This is a genomic window from Pseudomonas sp. A125, assembly GCF_055409485.1.
The window spans coordinates 393,071-412,177 of record NZ_JBUZVP010000001.1 but is presented as its reverse complement, the minus strand read 5'-3'; the positions used below and the strand labels follow the sequence as shown (position 1 = coordinate 412,177).

Here is a 19,107-nt window from a genome sequence, read left to right as displayed (position 1 = left end):
TTCGGTGCATGATCTTTTAAGTGCACACAAAAATGGCACCGATGGTGACATTTCTGTGTACAGGATTTTGGCTCAGACCTTACGCCTTGCTGATGATGTTGCCAGCGTGCAGCCCACATTCTTTTTGGGTGGCTTCTTCCCACCACCAGCGGCCTTCGCGCTCGTGCTGGTTTGGCAGCACCGGGCGGGTGCATGGCTCACAGCCGATGCTGATAAAACCGCGTTCGTGCAGGCTGTTGTACGGCAGCTCCAGCATGCGGATGTAACCCCAGACTTCCTCGCTGGTCATCTGTGCCAGCGGGTTGAACTTGTACAGGGTGCGTTCCGGCGTGGAGAAGGCAGTGTCGATTTCGAGTGCGGCCACCTGGCTGCGGGTGCCAGGGCTCTGGTCGCGACGCTGGCCGGTGGCCCAGGCGCTCACGCCGGAAAGCTTGCGGCGCAGCGGCTCGATCTTACGTATGCCACAGCATTCGCCATGGCCGTCTTTATAGAAGCTGAACAAACCCTTTTCCTTGACGAAGGGTTCCAGCTTGCTCTGGTCCGGCGAGATCAGCTCGATGTCGATCTTGTAGAACTCACGCACCTGCTCGATAAACCGGTAGGTCTGCGGATGCAGGCGGCCGGTGTCGAGGCTGAACACCTTGACGTTCTTGTTCAGCTTCCAGGCCATGTCTACCAGCACCACGTCCTCGGCACCGCTGAAAGAGATCCACAGGTCGTTACCAAACTGGCTGAACGCGAGCTTGAGAATATCCTGCGCGGATTTGTTGGCGTAAGTCGCGGCGAGTTCGGTGACGTCGAAGGCTTGGTTCATCAGGACGGTTCCTACAGGTCAATGGCGCTGAGCGCTCTATAGGCGGCGATGGTAACAAAATCCCGCCTGCGTTGCGGCGGCCAGCGTGAATCGCTAGAGTTCGGCAGTCCTTTTGCTCGCTCAACTCAATAACGTTAAATGGGAGTGTCTTGTGGAAATTGCCTGTCTCGACCTGGAAGGGGTGCTGGTCCCGGAAATCTGGATCGCCTTCGCCGAAAAAACCGGTATTGAATCCTTGCGGGCCACCACCCGGGACATTCCCGACTACGACGTGCTGATGAAACAGCGCCTGCGCATTCTGGATGAGCACGGGCTGAAGCTCTCGGACATTCAGGAAGTGATCGCCACCCTCAAGCCCCTGGACGGTGCCATCGAGTTCGTCAACTGGCTGCGCGAGCGCTTCCAGGTGGTGATCCTGTCGGACACGTTCTATGAGTTCTCCCAGCCGCTGATGCGTCAACTGGGCTTCCCGACGCTGCTGTGCCACCGGTTGATCACCGACGAGAACGACCGTGTGGTGAGCTATCAACTGCGTCAGAAAGACCCGAAGCGTCAGTCGGTGTTGGCCTTCAAGACGTTGTACTACCGGGTGATTGCTGCGGGCGATTCCTACAACGACACCACCATGCTGGGCGAGGCCGACCGCGGGATCCTGTTCCATGCGCCGGAGAACGTGATTCGCGAGTTCCCGCAGTTCCCGGCGGTGCATACCTTTGAGGATTTGAAGAAAGAGTTCATCAAGGCGTCGAATCGACAGTTGAGCCTGTAAGTTACTTGGCGTGGCTGATGGCCTCATCGCAGGCAAGCCAGCTCCCACAGGTTGACCGCGCTCCCATGTGGGAGCCGGGCTTGCCCGCGAGGGGGCCGGTGTGGCCACTGCACAGCCTAGACCCCTGCGAGCAAACTCTCATACGGAATGCGCAATCCTTCATGCAGGCGTTTGATCATCGACAAGCTCAGTTTGCGCTTATGGTTCAGCACTTCAGAAACCCGCCCGCTCGGCCCTATGAAAGGCTCCAGGTCGCGGGCGGTCAGGCCTAACTGCTCCATTCGAAATTTAATCGCTTCTACCGGGTCTGAAGGCGGCATTGGATAATGCGCCGCTTCGTACTTTTCGATCAGTATTGCGAGAATTTCCAGCTCGTCACCCTCAGGCGAGCCGATTTGCGCTTCCCACAGCTGCTCGACACGGGCGAGCGCAGCGGTCAGGTCTTCCTGGGAATGAATGGGTTTGATGTTCATCACACGGTCTCCGCGTTGATCTGATCGTATTGCGCGTGGGTCCCCACGAAGCGTATGAACGCAAGCTGTCGCTGATAATTGATCGCCATGATCACTCGATACTTGTTGCCGCCTATGTTGAACACAACCCTGCCCCCTTTTGAGAATGCTCGCTGTCCTTAGCTCTGCTTGGAGGGCTTGTGGTGTCGGGTAGACAGCTTTTTCCATATGGCGATACAGCTCGACCAGCGGCGATTTGGCATCCATGCAACCAGGGTGGTTTTCCCAGAATATTCGTAGGGTAGACAGAGCGATTATCCGCATCGCTGCCACCTCCCAATTTGGGAGATGATAGGTGCGGTTGAGGGCGGATGCAATCTCGGAAATCTTTCCTGACAAGTAGGCAGGCGTTTCATGTGATCCTTCACAGACGGCTGGTGGACGGTTGAAACCGGACGCTATCCTCCGGCTTCAACCCCGTCTACTTCGGCACTGATTCAGGTCTTTTCTGCTGCTTGGCTCCACGTCGCAGAGCCAGGGAGGGGCTGCGTGCTACAGGTTTTCCAAAGTTTGTAACAACACCCGCACCTTGGTCATCGACTCCTGATACTCCGCCTGCCATTGCGAGTCCGCGACGATCCCGCCGCCGCCCCAGCAGCACACCTGACCATCCTTGACCAGCAGGCTGCGGATCGCGATGGAGCTGTCCATCTCGCCGCGCACGTCCAGGTACAGCAGCGAACCGCAATACAACCCGCGCCGGGTCGGCTCCAGCTCATCGATGATCTGCATCGCGCGAATCTTCGGCGCGCCGGTGATCGAGCCGCCGGGGAAACTGCCGGCGATCAGGTCGAGGGCGTCTTTATCGTCGGCTAATTCGCCGGTGACGCTGCTCACCAGGTGATGCACATTCGGATAGCTTTCCAGGCTGAACAACTCCGGCACTTTCACCGAGCCGGTGCGGCAGGTGCGGCCCAGGTCGTTGCGCAGCAGGTCGACGATCATCAGGTTCTCGGCACGATCCTTCGGGCTGGCCAGCAGTTCGGCGGCGTTGGCCGCATCTTCCGCAGGCGTTGCACCGCGTGGCCGAGTGCCCTTGATCGGGCGGGTTTCCACCTGGCCCTGGCTGATTTTGACGAAGCGCTCCGGCGACAAACTCAACACCGCACCATTATCCGGCAGGCTCTGGAACCCGGAAAATGGCGTCGGGCAGGCTTCGCGCAGGGCGCAGTACGCCACCCACGGATCGCCACCGCACTGGGCGCGAAAGCGTTGGGCAAAGTTGACCTGGTAGCAGTCGCCAGCCTGGATGTAGGCCTGGATGCGGGCGAGGGCGTGTTCGTAGGTTTGCGCTGTAATGTCCGGGGCCATCGCGCCGTGCAGCTTGAAGGTTGCCAGCGGGCTGATGGCCGGCTGGCTGAACAAAGTGATCAGACGTTGCCGTTCGCTTTCCACCAGCTTGGGGTGGAACACCAATTGGCTGGTCTGCGCCTGGTGATCGCTGATCAAGGCCCAGGCGTACAGGCCAAAGCGCGCGTCCGGCAGGTGCAGGTCGTCCACGGCCACGTGCGGCAGGTGCTCAAGATGGCGACCGAAATCGTAGCTCAGGTAGCCGATCAGGCCGCCGGCAAATGGCAGTTCGTAGGGCGCGGGAATCGTGGCCTCACCCAACAACCTCAGGTTTTCCCGCAAGCGTTGCAGGAAATCGCTGCCGCTTTCGTCAGGCCATACCGCCAGGGTCGCCTCGGGCCAGGCGCTCAACAGGTCATAACGGCCGCGTTCGGCCGTTGGCCGGCCACTGTCCAGCAGCACGGCGCCGGGTGCATGGCGAATCGCCGCGAAATACTTGGCAGGGTTGGCCCGGTAGGGCAGCGGATGTACGGAGCAGCTCACAGGATTCAGCCCTCGACCGCAGGAATATGCCCAAACATTTCCTGCACAAACTTCACGCGCTCCTCGGGAGTTTCCGTTACGCCGGCCGCCTTCAGCTCTTCGAGCCGCGCCTCCACCGCATGGGTGCGCAAGGTCAGGCCGCAGTCGTTGGCGATCTGGATATTCAGCCCCGGGCGAGCGTTAAGCTCCAGGATCAATGGACCCTTTTCCTGGTCCAGCACCATGTCCACGCCGATATAACCCAGGCCGCACAGTTCATAGCAACCGGCGGCGAGCTTCATGAAGCCGTCCCAGTTGGGCAGTTGCACGCCGTCTACCGCGTTGGTGGTGTCGGGGTGCTTGGTGATGATGTTGTTCAGCCAGGTGCCGCGCAAGGTCAGCCCGGTAGCCAGGTCGACACCCACGCCAATCGCGCCCTGGTGCAGGTTGGCCTTGCCGCCGGACTGCCGGGTGGGCAGGCGCAGCATGGCCATTACCGGGTAGCCCATCAGCACAATGATGCGGATGTCCGGCACGCCTTCGTAGCTGATGCTCTTGAAGATCTGGTCGGGCACCACGCGGTATTCGATCAGCGCCCGGTCACGGTGGCCGCCCAGGGAATACAGGCCGGTGAGGATGCTGGAAATCTGATGCTCGATCTCTTCATGGCTGATGATCTTGCCGGAGACGGTGCGATAGCGGCCTTCGAAACGGTCGGCGATCACCAGGATCCCGTCACCGCCGGCGCCCTGGGCCGGCTTGATCACAAAGTCGCTGCGCCCACCGATGATGTCGTCGAGCTTGTCGATTTCTTTCTCGGTGGAAATAACCCCGTACATTTGCGGCACATGGATGCCGGCCGCCATCGCCCGTTCCTTGGTGATGATCTTGTCATCCACGATCGGGTACAGGCTGCGCTTGTTGTACTTGAGCACGTAGTCGGCGTTACGCCGGTTGATGCCCATGATCCCCCGCGCTTCGAGGGCCTTCCAGGTCTTCCAGAAGCCGAACATTACGAGTCAGCCTTGAGGAAGGCCTTGAAACGTACCAGTTCGGTGAGGCGGTAGCCGCGATAGCGACCCATGGCCAGCATGAAGCCCACCAGGATCAACAGGATCGCCGGGAAGGTGAACACGAAGTAGATCAGCTCCGGCACGCTCATGATGATGTGGGCCAGGGAGGCGGCGAACAGCGTGCCGATCGCGACTTTCATCGCATGGCCGCCACCGCGTTCTTCCCAGGTGATCGACAGGCGTTCGATGGTCATGGTCAGAATCACCATCGGGAACAGCGCCACCGACAACCCGCGTTCCAGGCCCAGCTTGTGGCTGAACAGGCTGATGGCCGCGATCAGCACCACCACGAAGGTCAGCACCACCGACAGCCTCGGCAGCATCTGCAGCTTCAAGTGTTCCAGGTAGGACCGCAGCGATAACCCCAGCGCGGTAATAATGGTGAACAGCACAATCCCGAAGCCCAGTTGCGTTTCCCGGAACGCCAGGGCAATCAGCACCGGCGTAAAAGTGCCGAGGGTTTGCAGGCCGATCAGGTTGCGCAGGATCAGGATCACCAGCACGCCAATCGGGATCATCACCATGATCATGAAGGTCTGCTGGGTTTGCAGCGGCAGGCCATACAGCGAGTATTCGAGGAAGTTGGCGTCAGTGTTTTCGTCGGTCAGCTTGGCCAGGCGAATCGCGTTCATTTCGCTGTTGTTGAGGCTGAAGGTCACCATGGCCTTTTTGCCACCCTCGACGGTGATCAGGTTTTCATCGCCGGTCCACCACAGCAGGCGGTCACTCGGCAGGCCTTGTTCGCCGGTGTCCGGGTTGAAGTACAGCCAGTCATTGCCGTTGAAGCTGCGCAGCCAGAGTTCCGGGGTTTGCGGCTGGTCGGCCACCAGGCGGATGGTATGGACCTTTTCCACCGGCACGTGGGCGATGGACAGCAGCAACTCGACGATCTTGGCCTTGTGCGGCGTGGACGGGTCGCCCGCCAGCAGCAGCTTCACGTTATCGTCATTGAGGTTGTTGGTGCGCTTGATGGCTTCGCTGATAAACGTCTCGACGTCGGCTGAGTGCTGGCGGATCGGTGCCAGCAGGGCTTCGGCGGCGATTTTTTCCGGGCCGTCGACGGCGATGCTGTCGCGGAAGGTCGGGCCCTTGACCTTGACCTTTTCACCGCTGTAACGCTTGGTCAGCACCAGGCGGTAGTAGAGGGTCTGGTTGCCCTTGGCCCGGCGTGCCGACCAGGTGACCTTGCGGTTGCCATCGAGGCGGTTGACGCTCACGCCGTAGTTATTGGAAATAAAGCTTTCATTCAGGCTCACGAAGTCGCGGCTCAGGGGCGGCACGAACATCTGGATTTTCACCGGGTCCTTGGCGCTGGCGACGAACTCGACCTTGGCGTCGATGTTCCACAGGTCGTCAGTGGCGTCCTCGGTGACGGGGATCCCCAGCACGAAAATCTGATAGGCGGTGACCGAAATACCCAGCACCACCAACACGGCGATCAGGATTTTCAGGTGCAGATTAAGAGAGCGCATTCAAATTACTCGGCGGTATGAGCGTCGGTGGCGCAGGCAGGTTTGCCCGCCGCGTATTTAAGACTGGGGTCGACCAGCGCATCAAAGCGTTTCAGCGCTTCGGAGCCGATCAGCAGCGGGTATTGGAAGGCGCTGCGGTCAGTCAAGTTCACTTCGATACTGCGTAAAGCGGTGCCCATGCAGATGTCCAGGGCGATGACTGGGCGGGCGGTGTAGTTTTTGTCTTCATCGGGGTCGTAGTCACCGGCGCGGCGCTTGATCTTGCTGACGCGGGCCAGGGGACGCTCGATGGGGTGGGAGTGTGCGGTGTCGATAGCCAGGTAGAAGCGCACCCAGGATTCGCCGTTGCGCTTGAAACGCTTGATGTCGCGGGCGCTCAAGGAGGCGGTCTTGGCGCCGGTGTCGAGTTTGGCAGCCACTTCCAGGTCGATGCCGGCCAGCTTGGCGTATTCATTGAGGCCATACACGGTTTTCTCGGCAGCAACGCCAAGGCCCGGCACAAGCAGTAGCAGCAAAAGGGGGAAGGGCTTGAGTCTCATAAATCCTGACGCGATGCCGTGCGATGTTCAATTCAAGGCGACTGGCATTGCTGCGCAATCTCTGGTGCGCCTTTTCATCCATGGATGTCAGGCAAAAGTGGCCGGCATTCTAACATGAAGGTTTTCTTGCGCCAGCGCTGGCAGCCGGCCATGCCCCGATAGAGTGCAAGGCTGGCTATTAGACGATTGTCGACAATGTGTATTTATTCTTTGACTATTTGGGCCTGATTGGCTAGTTTTTGCGGCATTGCTTTTAAAGGTGTCGACAATATGCTGGATCAACTGGAAACCCCAGTCGTAGCCCCAGACGATTCCCAGACCATGTCCGAGAACGTCTTCCGGCGTATCCAGGCCGCCATCGTCAAGGGCGAGATTGCCCCCGGCAGCAAGATCTCCGAGCCGGAACTGGCGCGCACCTATGGCATCAGCCGTGGCCCGCTGCGCGAGGCGATCCACCGCCTGGAAGGCCAGCGCCTGCTGGTGCGCATCCCCCATGTGGGCGCGCGAGTGGTCTCCTTGAGCCATGAAGAACTTATCGAACTCTACGAAATCCGCGAATCCCTGGAAGGCATGGCCTGCCGCCTGGCGGCCGAGCGCATGACCGACGCCGAGATCGAAGAGTTGCGCCAGGTGTTGCACACCCACGAGCGCGATGCGGCGTTCCAGGCCGGTGTGGGCTATTACCAGCAGGAAGGCGACTTCGATTTTCATTACCGGATAATTCAAGGCGCCGGCAACCGCACCCTCACCCAAATGCTGTGCGGCGAGCTGTATCAGTTGGTGCGCATGTACCGCATCCAGTTCTCCGCCACCCCCAATCGTCCACGCCAGGCCTTTGCCGAGCATCACCGCATTCTTGACGCGATTGCCGATCGCGACGGTGAACTGGCCGAGTTGTTGATGCGCCGTCATATCGGCGCTTCCAAACGCAACATTGCCCGTCACTTCCCGGACGGCGCTCCCCAATCACGAGGTGAGTCATGAGTTCCAATAACAACATCACTCCAGGCCAGCGTTTCCGTGACGCCGTTGCCAGCGAGCAGCCTTTGCAAGTCGTTGGCGCGATCAACGCCAACCACGCGCTGCTGGCCAAGCGCGCCGGTTTCAAGGCGATCTACCTGTCGGGTGGCGGGGTGGCTGCCGGCTCCCTCGGCGTGCCGGACCTTGGCATCACCGGCCTGGATGACGTACTGACCGACGTGCGCCGCATCACCGACGTGTGCGACCTGCCGCTGCTGGTGGACGTGGACACCGGCTTCGGCTCCTCGGCATTCAACGTGGCGCGCACCGTCAAGTCGATGATCAAGTTCGGCGCGGCGGCGATCCATATCGAAGACCAGGTAGGCGCCAAGCGTTGCGGCCATCGCCCGAACAAAGAGATCGTGTCCCAGCAGGAAATGGTCGACCGCATCAAGGCCGCCGTGGATGCGCGCACCGATGACAGCTTTGTGATCATGGCCCGCACCGATGCGTTGGCCGTGGAAGGCCTGGAGTCGGCCCTGGAACGTGCCGCCGCCTGCATCGAAGCCGGTGCCGATATGGTGTTCCCGGAAGCCATCACTGAACTTGAGATGTACAAGCTGTTCGCCTCCCGGGTGAAAGCGCCGATTTTGGCCAACATCACCGAATTTGGCGCCACGCCGCTCTATACAGTCGATCAGTTGAAATCTGCGGATGTTTCCATCGTGCTGTACCCGCTCTCGGCGTTCCGCGCCATGAACAAGGCCGCCGAAAACGTCTACACCGCGATCCGTCGCGACGGCACCCAGCAGAACGTGATCGACACCATGCAAACCCGCATGGAGCTTTACGATCGCATCGACTATCACACCTTCGAGCAGAAGCTCGACGCGCTGTTCGCCGCCAAAAAATAAAGGCTGTTCGCTCACTGTAGGAGCCGGCTTGCCGGCGATGGCGCCTTCAAGGATTGCGCCGATATCGGGGGACTCATCGCCGGCAAGCCGGCTCCTACAGTAGAGGGTGTGTTGTGAACACGCCTCCCTGAATAACTACAAGATTGGAGATAACCATGGCTGAAGCAAAAGTACTGAGTGGCGCTGGCCTTCGTGGCCAGGTTGCCGGGCAAACCGCGCTGTCCACCGTGGGCCAGGAAGGTGCCGGCCTGACCTACCGCGGCTACGACGTACGTGAACTCGCCGCCGACGCGCAGTTTGAAGAAGTCGCCTACCTGCTGCTCTACGGCGAACTGCCGACCCAAGCTGAACTGGCGGCCTACACCGCCAAGCTCGGCAAACTGCGTGACCTGCCGCAAGCGCTTAAAGAAGTGCTGGAACGCATCCCCGCCGACGCCCACCCGATGGACGTGATGCGCACCGGCTGCTCGTTCCTGGGCAACATCGAGCCGGAGAAAGACTTCTCTGTGCAGCGCGATGTGACCGACCGCCTGCTGGCCGCGTTCCCGGCGATCATGTGCTACTGGTATCGCTTCAGCCACGACGGCCAGCGCATCAATTGCGTGACCGACGAGCCGTCCATCGGCGGCCACTTCCTGCACCTGCTGCACGACAAGAAGCCGAGCGACTTGCACGTCAAGGTGATGAACGTGTCGCTGATCCTCTACGCCGAGCACGAGTTCAACGCCTCGACCTTCACCGCGCGTGTCTGCGCGTCGACCCTGTCCGACCTGTATTCCTGCGTCACCGCAGCCATCGGTTCCCTGCGTGGCCCGCTGCACGGCGGCGCCAATGAAGCGGCGATGGAGATGATCGAGCGTTTCTCTTCTGCCCAGGAAGCGGTGGAAGGCACCCTCGGCATGCTGGCGCGCAAGGACAAGATCATGGGCTTTGGCCACGCGATCTATAAAGACAGCGACCCGCGTAATGAGGTGATCAAGGGCTGGTCGAAAAAACTCGCAGACGAAGTGGGCGACACCGTACTGTTCAACGTTTCCGAAGCCATCGACAAGACCATGTGGGAGCAGAAGAAACTGTTCCCCAACGCCGACTTCTACCATGCCTCGGCGTACCACTTCATGGGCATCCCGACCAAGCTGTTCACCCCGATTTTCGTCTGCTCGCGGCTTACAGGATGGGCCGCGCATGTATTTGAACAGCGAGCCAACAACCGCATCATCCGTCCGAGCGCCGAGTACATCGGCGTTGAGCAGCGCAAGTTCGTGCCAATCGAACGTCGCTGAGTGGTGGGAATCTGAGGTGCCGGTTTTCAGGATTGGAACCGGTTCAATGTGGGAGCTGGCTTGCCTGCGATAGCACCACCTTGGTGTAACTGACACACCGAGGTGCCTGCATCGCGGGCAAGCCCGGCTCCCACAGGGACCGTGTTCATCCAGGCCAATGCCACAGGTTTTTGCTGTACACCTTACCGTGACCGAGTCCGAGCCTATGAACACTGAACACCGCAAACCGCTGCCCGGCAGCCGCCTCGATTTCTACGACGCCCGCGCGGCAGTCGATGCAATCACCCCCGGCGCCTACGCCACACTGCCGTACACCTCCCGCGTACTCGCGGAAAACCTGGTGCGCCGCTGCGACCCGGCGACCCTCAACGCGTCCCTGAGCCAACTGATCGAACGCAAGCGTGACCTCGACTTCCCGTGGTTCCCGGCCCGTGTTGTCTGCCACGACATCCTCGGCCAGACCGCGCTGGTGGACCTCGCCGGCCTGCGTGATGCCATTGCCCTGCAAGGCGGTGACCCGGCCCAGGTCAACCCCGTGGTGCCGACCCAACTGATTGTCGACCATTCCCTGGCTGTCGAGGCCGGTGGCTTTGATCCCGACGCGTTTGAAAAAAACCGCGCCATCGAAGACCGCCGCAACGAAGACCGTTTCCACTTTATCGAGTGGACCAAAAAGGCCTTCAAGAACGTCGACGTGATCCCGCCGGGCAACGGCATCATGCACCAGATCAACCTGGAGAAAATGTCTCCGGTGATCCAGGTACGTGACGGCGTGGCCTTCCCGGACACCTGCGTCGGCACCGACAGCCACACGCCTCACGTGGACGCGCTGGGCGTGATCGCCATCGGCGTTGGCGGCCTGGAAGCCGAGAGCGTGATGCTCGGCCGCGCCTCGTGGATGCGCCTGCCGGAAAGCGTCGGCGTGGAGCTGACGGGCAAGCTGCAACCGGGCATTACCGCCACCGACATGGTGCTGGCGCTGACTGAGTTCCTGCGCAAGCAAAAGGTTGTCGGTGCATGGCTGGAGTTCTTCGGTGAAGGCGCCAGCGCCCTGACCCTGGGCGACCGCGCCACCATCTCCAACATGGCCCCGGAATACGGCGCCACGGCGGCGATGTTCTACATCGACCAGCAGACCATCGCCTACCTGAAACTCACCGGCCGTGAAGACGAGCAAGTCACGCTGGTGGAGCAATACGCTCGCCACACTGGCCTGTGGGCGGATGACCTCAAGGGCGCGCAATACGAGCGTGGCCTGAGCTTCGATTTGTCCAGCGTAGTGCGCAACATGGCCGGCCCGAGCAACCCCCACGCCCGCGTCGCCACCAGCGACCTGGCCGCCAAGGGCATCTCTGGCCAGTGGGATGACGTGCCGGGGCAAATGCCCGACGGCGCGGTGATCATCGCGGCCATCACCAGTTGCACCAACACCAGCAACCCGCGCAACGTGATTGCCGCCGGGTTGCTGGCGCGCAACGCCAACCAGCTCGGGCTGGCCCGCAAACCGTGGGTCAAGTCGTCCCTGGCACCGGGTTCGAAAACCGTGGCCATGTACCTCGACGAAGCGGGCCTGACCACCGAGCTGGAGCAGTTGGGTTTCGGCGTGGTGGCGTTTGCCTGCACCACCTGCAACGGCATGTCCGGCGCTCTCGACCCGGTGATCCAGAAAGAGATCATCGACCGCGACCTGTACGCCACCGCCGTGCTTTCGGGTAACCGCAACTTCGACGGCCGTATCCACCCGTACGCCAAGCAAGCGTTCCTCGCTTCGCCGCCGTTGGTGGTGGCTTACGCGATCGCCGGCACCATTCGTTTCGACATCGAAAAGGACGTGCTGGGCCTGGACGTAAACGGCAAGGAAATCCGCCTGAAGGACATCTGGCCGAGCGACGAAGAAATCGACGCGGTGGTCAAGGCGTCGGTCAAGCCGGAACAGTTCCGCCAGGTCTACATCCCAATGTTCGCGATCCATGAAGACACCGGCCCCAAGGTCACGCCGCTGTACGACTGGCGCCCGCAAAGCACCTACATCCGCCGCCCTCCTTATTGGGAAGGCGCCTTGGCCGGCGCGCGTCCGCTCAAGGGCATGCGCCCGCTGGCGGTGCTGCCGGACAACATCACCACCGATCACCTGTCGCCGTCCAACGCGATCATGCTCGATAGCGCCGCCGGCGAATACCTGGCGAAAATGGGCCTGCCGGAAGTCGACTTCAACTCCTACGCGACGCACAGGGGCGACCATTTGACCGCCCAGCGCGCCACCTTTGCCAACCCGAAACTGTTCAATGAAATGGTCATCGAGGACGGCAAGGTCAAGCAGGGTTCGCTGGCACGCCTGGAGCCCGAAGGCAAGGTCACGCGTATGTGGGAAGCGATCGAAACCTACATGGAACGCAAGCAGCCGCTGATCATCATTGCAGGCGCCGACTATGGCCAGGGCTCGTCCCGGGACTGGGCGGCCAAGGGCGTACGCCTGGCCGGTGTGGAAGCGATTGCCGCCGAAGGTTTCGAGCGCATCCACCGCACCAACCTGGTGGGCATGGGCGTGTTGCCGCTGGAGTTCCTGCCGGGCACCGACCGCAAGACCCTGCAGATCGACGGCACCGAAACCTACGACGTGATCGGCGAACGCACCCCGCGTACGCAACTGACGTTGGTGATCAACCGCAAGAATGGCGAGCGTGTCGAGGTGCCGGTGACCTGCCGCCTGGATACCGCTGAAGAAGTGTCGATCTACGAGGCGGGCGGCGTGTTGCAACGTTTTGCCCAGGACTTCCTGGAATCGGCCGTTACCGCCTGACAACCGTGGCCGGGGTTCGCGCCCCGGCCCATGAGGATCATCATGTCTCACGTACCGCAGATCAAGATTCCCGCCACCTACATGCGTGGCGGCACCAGCAAGGGTGTGTTTTTCAGCCTCAAGGATTTGCCCGAATCGGCCCAGGTGCCGGGCGCTGCTCGGGATGCGTTGCTGTTGCGGGTGATCGGCAGCCCCGACCCGTATGACAAGCAAATCGACGGCATGGGCGGCGCGACTTCCAGCACCAGCAAAACCGTGATCCTCGCCAAAAGCACCCGCGCGAATCACGACGTGGACTACCTGTTTGGCCAAGTGTCCATCGACAAGCCGTTCGTGGACTGGAGCGGCAACTGCGGCAACCTGTCGGCGGCGGTGGGTTCGTTTGCCATCAGCGCCGGTTTGGTGGACGCCGCGCGCGTTCCGCAAAATGGCGTGGCCGTGGTGCGTGTCTGGCAGGCCAATATCGGCAAGACCATCATCGCCCACGTGCCGATCACGGACGGCGCGGTGCAGGAAACCGGTGACTTTGAACTGGACGGTGTGACCTTCCCGGCCGCCGAAGTGCAGCTGGAATTCATCGACCCGGCGGCGGAAGAAGAGGGCGGCGGGGGCTCGATGTTCCCTACCGGCAACCTGGTGGATGACCTGGAGGTGCCGGGTGTCGGCACGTTCAAAGCGACGCTGATCAATGCCGGGATACCCACCATCTTCATCAATGCCCAGGACCTGGGCTACACCGGTACCGAGCTGCAGGGGGCGATCAACAGCGACCCCAAAGCCCTGGCGATGTTTGAAACCATCCGCGCCCACGGTGCGTTGCGCATGGGCTTGATCAAACACCTGGACGAAGCGGCCCAGCGCCAGCACACGCCGAAGGTTGCATTTGTGGCACCGCCTGCGGATTACGTGGCGTCCAGCGGCAAGGCGATCAAGGCGGGCGATGTCGACCTGCTGGTGCGGGCGCTGTCCATGGGCAAGCTGCACCACGCGATGATGGGCACGGCGGCGGTGGCGATTGGCACGGCGGCGGCGATTTCCGGCACGCTGGTGAATTTGGCGGCAGGCGGTGTGGAGCGCAATGCGGTGCGGTTCGGGCACCCGTCCGGCACGTTACGCGTAGGCGCCGAGGCCAGCCAGGCCAACGGTGAATGGGTGGTGAAAAAAGCCATCATGAGCCGCAGTGCGCGAGTGCTGATGGAAGGGTTTGTGCGCGTGCCCGGCGATTCGTTCTAACAATCAACAGGCAGGCACCAAGACCTGCCTTTTATAAAACATCAACCCTGACCCTGAGGATGGACCACACCTAACCCACTTTGGAGTACTGCCATGAGCGCCAACGTCGACCAGAACAACCGCCCCGACTATGACCAGGTCCTGCAGGACATCGCCGACTACGTCCTGGACTTCAGGATTGAATCCCGCGATGCCTTGGACACCGCCCGCAACTGCCTGATGGACACCCTCGGTTGCGGCCTGCTGGCCCTGCGTTTCCCGGAGTGCACCAAGCACCTGGGCCCGATTGTCGAAGGCACGGTGGTGCCATTCGGTGCGCGAGTGCCGGGCACCTCGTTCCGCCTGGACCCGGTCAAGGCCGCGTGGGACATCGGCTGCATCGTGCGCTGGCTCGACTACAACGACACCTGGCTCGCCGCAGAGTGGGGCCATCCCTCGGACAACCTTGGCGGCATCCTCGCGGTCGCCGACCACCTCTCGCAAAAGCGTGTGGCCAACGGCGAGGCGCCGCTGACCGTGCGGGCGGTGCTGGACGCGATGATCATGGCCCACGAAATCCAGGGCGTGATTGCCCTCGAAAACTCCTTCAACCGCGTCGGCCTCGACCATGTGCTGCTGGTGAAAGTCGCCTCCACCGCCGTCACCGCCAAACTGATGGGCGCCAACCGTGAGCAACTGCTGTCGGCCCTGTCCCAGGCGTTTGTCGACGGCCAGGCACTGCGCACTTATCGGCATGCGCCGAATGCCGGTTCGCGCAAGTCGTGGGCGGCCGGGGATGCGTCGAGCCGCGGGGTGCGTCTGGCCGACATCGCAATGCGTGGCGAGATGGGGATTCCCGGTGTATTGAGCGCGCCGCAGTGGGGCTTTTATGACGTGCTGTTCAGTCACACCAACAAGGACCTGGCGCTCAAGCCCGAAGACCAGCGGGCCTTCAGCCTGTCGCAGCCCTACGGGACTTATGTGATGGAGAACGTACTGTTCAAGATCAGCTTCCCCGCCGAGTTCCACGCACAAACGGCCTGTGAGGCGGCGGTTACCCTGCACCCGCAGGTGAAGCAGCGCCTGCATGAGATCGAGCGGATTGTGATCACCACCCACGAGTCGGCGATTCGCATTATTTCCAAGGTCGGGCCGTTGGCCAACGCGGCCGATCGGGACCACTGCCTGCAGTACATGACCGCCGTGCCGCTGGCATTTGGCAACCTGGTGGCCGAGCAATACGAGGATGAGTTCCACGCGGCCCATCCGATCATTGATGAGCTGCGCCAGAAGATGGTCATCGTCGAGGAGCCGCGCTACAGCCACGAATACCTGGAGGCGCACAAGCGCTCGATTGCCAACGCGGTGCAGGTGTTTTTCAAGGATGGCTCCAGCACCGAGCAAGTGGCGGTGGAATACCCGATTGGCCACCGCCGCCGCCGTGTGGAGGGTATTCCATTGCTCGAGGACAAGTTCAAGGCCAACCTGGCCACGCGTTTTACCGCGCAGCGCAGTGCCCAGATTTTTGCGCTATGCAAGGATCAGGCGAAGCTTGAAGCCACGCCCGTGAACCGATTTGTGGACCTGTTCGTCATCTAGACACCCCCACAGCACTCACTGTGTAAACCCAATCAATGTGGGAGCTGGCAAGCCAGCTCCCACATTTGTTCTGTGTTGCTCAATGGAACGTGGTCGACTTCACGCCGTTACATGCTGCCTTCCACATCATCCAGGCTGAACGTCTCGGTATGGTCGTCGTAGGAGAAAATCTCCGCATAGCGTCCCCACGCCACCACGCTTTCCAGGGTTTTCTCCACAAAGGCTTCCGTCATCGAGTCTTCCAGTTCCTGCTCGAAGCGCACCCGTGGCGCCCGGTGGCCGCTGCGCTCAAGCAACACCTGGTGAATGCGTGCGGCCAATGGCACGTGGCGGATAAGGTGTTCGGCGAACAGGGTTTTACGCTCCTGGGTGCCGTAGTCGGCGAACAGTTTGCCGGCGTCGGTGAGGGTGATGTCAGCACCCTTGAGTTCGGCGAAGCCCAGATGCTCAAGCATCTCCGCTACCGGGAACAGATCGTCGACTTCCAGCAAGCGCCGTTCGGCCACGGTTGGCAGGCCGGCGTGGCCGTTGTAGGGCTCGGCGGCCAGCGTTTCGATCAGGCCGGCCATCAGGTTGGTGGAGACTTCCGGCAACAGGCTGCCCATTTTCAGCTCAGGCAAACCCCTGCTCGCGTCGGCGCTGCGCCGGTCGGTCATCAGGGCGTAGATGTCGTCGACCATTTGCCGGAAGGTCGGGTCCAGCCGGTTGCGCGGGTGTGCAAACGGTACCTTGATCTCGGCCACCACCCGGCCAGGGTTTGACGACAGCACCAGGATGCGGTCGCACATCAGCACCGCTTCTTCGATGTTGTGGGTCACGATCAGGATCGACTTGATCGGCAACTGCTTGCCGCTCCACAGATCCAGCAGGTCGGTGCGCAGGGTTTCAGCGGTGAGTACGTCGAGTGCCGAGAACGGTTCGTCCATCAGCAACAGGGTCGGGTTGACCACCAGCCCGCGGGCGAAACCCACGCGCTGGCGCATGCCGCCGGACAGTTCGCGCGGGTAGGCGTTTTCAAAACCGTCCAGGCCGATCAGGTCGATGGCCGCCAGGGCGCGCCGGCGGGTTTCCTTGCGCTCGACCTGCAGGGCTTGCAGGCCGGCCTCGACGTTCTCCAGCACGGTCAGCCACGGGAACAGCGCAAAGGTCTGGAACACCATGGCCACGCCTTCAGCCGGGCCGGTGAGCGGCGCACCGTTGTAGCGCACTTCGCCCGACGACGGCTGAATCAGCCCGGCGATGATACGCAGCAAGGTCGACTTACCCGAGCCGGAGCGGCCGAGCATGCCGACAATCTCGCCCTCGTGCAGGCTCAAGTCCACGCCGCTGAGGACTTGCAGCTCGTCTTTACCTTTGCCGAACACCCGGTTCACGTTTTTCAACGAGTAGATTTCCGGGGTGTCGGCGGCGTGCTCGGTATAGGTAGTCATCACAGCGAATCCCATCAATTCAGACGAAGTTTGTTTTCAGCGATGGCGTACATCGGCCGCCACACCGCGCGGTTGAACGCCACCACGAAGATCGACATCACCACTACGCCCAGGGCGATTTTCGGGAAGTCGCCGGCGGCGGTGGTCTGTGCGATGTAGGCGCCCAGCCCGTGTGCGACCACATTGTCCTGGCCCCAGGACACGTACTCGGACACGATACTGGCGTTCCAGGCACCGCCCGAGGCGGTAATGGCGCCGGTGACGTAGTACGGGAAAATCCCCGGCAGCATCACCTTGCGCCACCACAACCAGCCGCGAATGCGGAAATTGGCGGCGGCTTCCTTGAAGTCGTTGGGGAACGCGCTGGCACCGGCAATCACGTTGAACAGGATGTACCACTGGGTGCCCAGCACAATCAGCGGGCTCAACCAGATATCCGGGTTGAGGTTGTAGTGCAGGATCACGATGACGAACACCGGGAACAGCAGGTTCGCCGGGAACGCCGCGAGAAACTGCGCCAGCGGCTGGATTTTTTCCGCAAGCGCAGGGCGCAAGCCGATCATTACGCCCAACGGCACCCAGATCAGCGAGGCGATGAAGATCAGGCCCACCACGCGCAACAGCGTGATCAGGCCCAGCACAAACACATGGCCGACTTCGGCGACGGTCACTTCGGTGCCCACATACTGCACGATGTGATACAGCGCATAAGCGGCCAGCAGCGCGATGAGTGTGCCCCACACCCAGTCGATCACTTTGGAGGCTTTGGGTGTTTCTGCCGGCAACGCCTTGAGTGCACCGCCCGCCAGGCTGAAACGTTTGTTGCCGATGCGGCTGATGGTACGGGTGATTGGCCGCAGGCTGCGCTGGACGATGCGCGTGCGCTGGATCAGGTTCAGCAGCCAGGATTGCGGCGCGGCGCCTTGGGAGGCGGTGGTTTCCATGCGGAACTTGTCGGCCCAGGCCACCAACGGGCGGAACAGGAACTGGTCGTACATCAGGATGACGACAATCATCGCCAGGATCACGTAACCCACGGCGTGCAGGTCTTTCTGGGCAATCGCCAGGGCCAGGTACGAACCCACGCCCGGCAACGTAATGGTCTTGTCGCCGACGGTAATGGCCTCGGAGGCGACCACGAAAAACCAGCCGCCGGACATGCTCATCATCATGTTCCACACCAGCCCCGGCATGGCGAAGGGCACGTCGAGCTTCCAGAACCGCTGCCAACCGGAAAGCCGCAGGTTGGTCGACACCTCCACCAGGTCGTGGGGCAGCATGCGCAGCGACTGGTAGAAGCTGAACGTCATGTTCCAGGCCTGGCTGGTGAAAATCGCAAAGATGGCCGCGAGCTCCGCGCCGAGCACGCGCCCGGGGAACAGCAGCAGGAAAAACGTCACGGTAAACGAGATGTAACCCAGTACCGGCACCGATTGCAGGATGTCGAGCACGGGTACCAGCAGTTTCTCGGCGCGCCGGCTTTTGGCGGCCAGGGTGCCGTACAACAGGGTAAACACCAGCGCTGCAACCATCGCCGCCAACATGCGCAGGGTGGTGCGCATCGCGTATTCCGGCAGGTTGGCCGGGTCCAGCGAGATGACTTCACTTTGCAAGGTGGCGATGGGCGCCCAGGTTTCTCGCGCAGTGATGGAGAAAAACAGTAAAAAGCCGATCACCAGGGGCAGGGCGACCAAGTCCCAGCGGTTGGGCAGCAAGCGCAATGTGGACGCAGGGATGTAGTGACGGAACACTCTTTTCATAAGCAGTCATTCCTGCGGCGTTCAGGTTCAGGGGCGTGATGGGATCGAGTTTAGCTGCTGCACGAATGACCTACCGGGAGGGAAGGCCGCTGTTTTCGCGAGTCAGGGGCAACGAGGCGTTGCTGGCGGGATTGTACGTTTCTGAATGTTACAGGCAC

General features: G+C 61.4%; 15 protein-coding genes and 1 pseudogene. 7 read left to right on the top strand and 9 right to left on the bottom strand.

Translation table 11 applies throughout. The annotated features are described in order from the left end of the window. Nucleotides 1–79 precede the first annotated feature (79 nt). Entirely contained in the window at nucleotides 80–814 is a 735-nt protein-coding gene (locus ACZRN6_RS01860) for a phosphoadenylyl-sulfate reductase (RefSeq protein WP_464007082.1), read from the bottom strand. A gap of 151 nt (nucleotides 815–965) precedes the next feature. On the opposite strand from ACZRN6_RS01860, the gene thrH reads away from it, so the two are divergent. Beyond that, nucleotides 966–1,583 (top strand): bifunctional phosphoserine phosphatase/homoserine phosphotransferase ThrH, encoded by a 618-nt coding sequence (thrH, locus tag ACZRN6_RS01855; RefSeq protein WP_010176441.1) that lies wholly within the window; start codon nucleotides 966–968, stop codon nucleotides 1,581–1,583. A gap of 116 nt (nucleotides 1,584–1,699) precedes the next feature. Here the strand turns inward: thrH and ACZRN6_RS01850 are convergent, their stop codons facing one another. The 6 genes and pseudogenes from ACZRN6_RS01850 to rloA all read right to left on the bottom strand — a co-directional run bounded on the left by ACZRN6_RS01850 (nucleotide 1,700) and on the right by rloA (nucleotide 6,991). Beyond that, complete coding sequence (locus tag ACZRN6_RS01850) at nucleotides 1,700–2,056, bottom strand: helix-turn-helix domain-containing protein (protein WP_464007165.1); 357 nt, start codon at nucleotides 2,054–2,056, stop codon at nucleotides 1,700–1,702. Then, nucleotides 2,056–2,359: pseudogene (locus ACZRN6_RS01845) on the bottom strand (type II toxin-antitoxin system HigB family toxin). The gene ACZRN6_RS01850 and the pseudogene ACZRN6_RS01845 overlap by 1 nt, the downstream one beginning before the upstream one ends. 228 nt (nucleotides 2,360–2,587) lie before the next feature. Next, on the bottom strand, nucleotides 2,588–3,928 hold the full coding sequence (gene pabB / locus ACZRN6_RS01840) for an aminodeoxychorismate synthase component I (protein ID WP_322143884.1): 1,341 nt from the start codon (nucleotides 3,926–3,928) through the stop codon (nucleotides 2,588–2,590). A 5-nt stretch (nucleotides 3,929–3,933) separates the two neighbouring features. Next, nucleotides 3,934–4,920, bottom strand: a complete 987-nt coding sequence (locus tag ACZRN6_RS01835) for an alpha-L-glutamate ligase-like protein (RefSeq protein WP_322143885.1) — start codon at nucleotides 4,918–4,920, stop codon at nucleotides 3,934–3,936. Next, complete coding sequence (rloB, locus tag ACZRN6_RS01830; RefSeq protein WP_322143886.1) at nucleotides 4,920–6,452, bottom strand: osmotic stress tolerance membrane protein RloB; 1,533 nt, start codon at nucleotides 6,450–6,452, stop codon at nucleotides 4,920–4,922. The genes ACZRN6_RS01835 and rloB overlap by 1 nt, the downstream gene beginning before the upstream one ends. A gap of 5 nt (nucleotides 6,453–6,457) precedes the next feature. Next, nucleotides 6,458–6,991 carry a retropepsin-like aspartic peptidase RloA gene (rloA, locus tag ACZRN6_RS01825; RefSeq protein ID WP_464007081.1) on the bottom strand — a complete coding sequence of 178 codons (534 nt, stop codon included), beginning with the start codon at nucleotides 6,989–6,991 and terminating at the stop codon, nucleotides 6,458–6,460. A gap of 270 nt (nucleotides 6,992–7,261) precedes the next feature. Between rloA and ACZRN6_RS01820 the strand changes: the two genes are divergently transcribed. From ACZRN6_RS01820 to prpD, 6 genes are all read left to right on the top strand, one after another. Next, nucleotides 7,262–7,975, top strand: a complete 714-nt coding sequence (locus ACZRN6_RS01820; RefSeq protein ID WP_322143888.1) for a GntR family transcriptional regulator — start codon at nucleotides 7,262–7,264, stop codon at nucleotides 7,973–7,975. Continuing rightward, nucleotides 7,972–8,865: a methylisocitrate lyase gene (gene prpB / locus ACZRN6_RS01815; RefSeq protein ID WP_177044768.1), complete on the top strand. Its 894-nt coding sequence runs from the start codon at nucleotides 7,972–7,974 to the stop codon at nucleotides 8,863–8,865. Before ACZRN6_RS01820 ends, prpB begins: the two co-directional genes overlap by 4 nt. 155 nt (nucleotides 8,866–9,020) lie before the next feature. Next, on the top strand, nucleotides 9,021–10,148 hold the full coding sequence (prpC, locus tag ACZRN6_RS01810; protein WP_322143889.1) for a bifunctional 2-methylcitrate synthase/citrate synthase: 1,128 nt from the start codon (nucleotides 9,021–9,023) through the stop codon (nucleotides 10,146–10,148). Between the two features lie 205 nt (nucleotides 10,149–10,353). After that, nucleotides 10,354–12,948: a Fe/S-dependent 2-methylisocitrate dehydratase AcnD gene (gene acnD / locus ACZRN6_RS01805; protein ID WP_464007080.1), complete on the top strand. Its 2,595-nt coding sequence runs from the start codon at nucleotides 10,354–10,356 to the stop codon at nucleotides 12,946–12,948. Between the two features lie 42 nt (nucleotides 12,949–12,990). Then, the gene (gene prpF, locus ACZRN6_RS01800; protein WP_464007079.1) at nucleotides 12,991–14,181 is read left to right on the top strand and encodes a 2-methylaconitate cis-trans isomerase PrpF; all 1,191 of its coding nucleotides are present in this window, start codon (nucleotides 12,991–12,993) and stop codon (nucleotides 14,179–14,181) included. Between the two features lie 93 nt (nucleotides 14,182–14,274). Next, nucleotides 14,275–15,759: a 2-methylcitrate dehydratase gene (gene prpD / locus ACZRN6_RS01795; protein WP_322143892.1), complete on the top strand. Its 1,485-nt coding sequence runs from the start codon at nucleotides 14,275–14,277 to the stop codon at nucleotides 15,757–15,759. Between the two features lie 107 nt (nucleotides 15,760–15,866). Here the strand turns inward: prpD and ACZRN6_RS01790 are convergent, their stop codons facing one another. After that, nucleotides 15,867–17,189, bottom strand: coding sequence for an ABC transporter ATP-binding protein (locus tag ACZRN6_RS01790; RefSeq protein ID WP_464007078.1), 1,323 nt, complete (start codon nucleotides 17,187–17,189; stop codon nucleotides 15,867–15,869). Between the two features lie 14 nt (nucleotides 17,190–17,203). After that, entirely contained in the window at nucleotides 17,204–18,949 is a 1,746-nt protein-coding gene (locus tag ACZRN6_RS01785) for an ABC transporter permease (protein WP_322143894.1), read from the bottom strand. Nucleotides 18,950–19,107 lie beyond the last annotated feature (158 nt).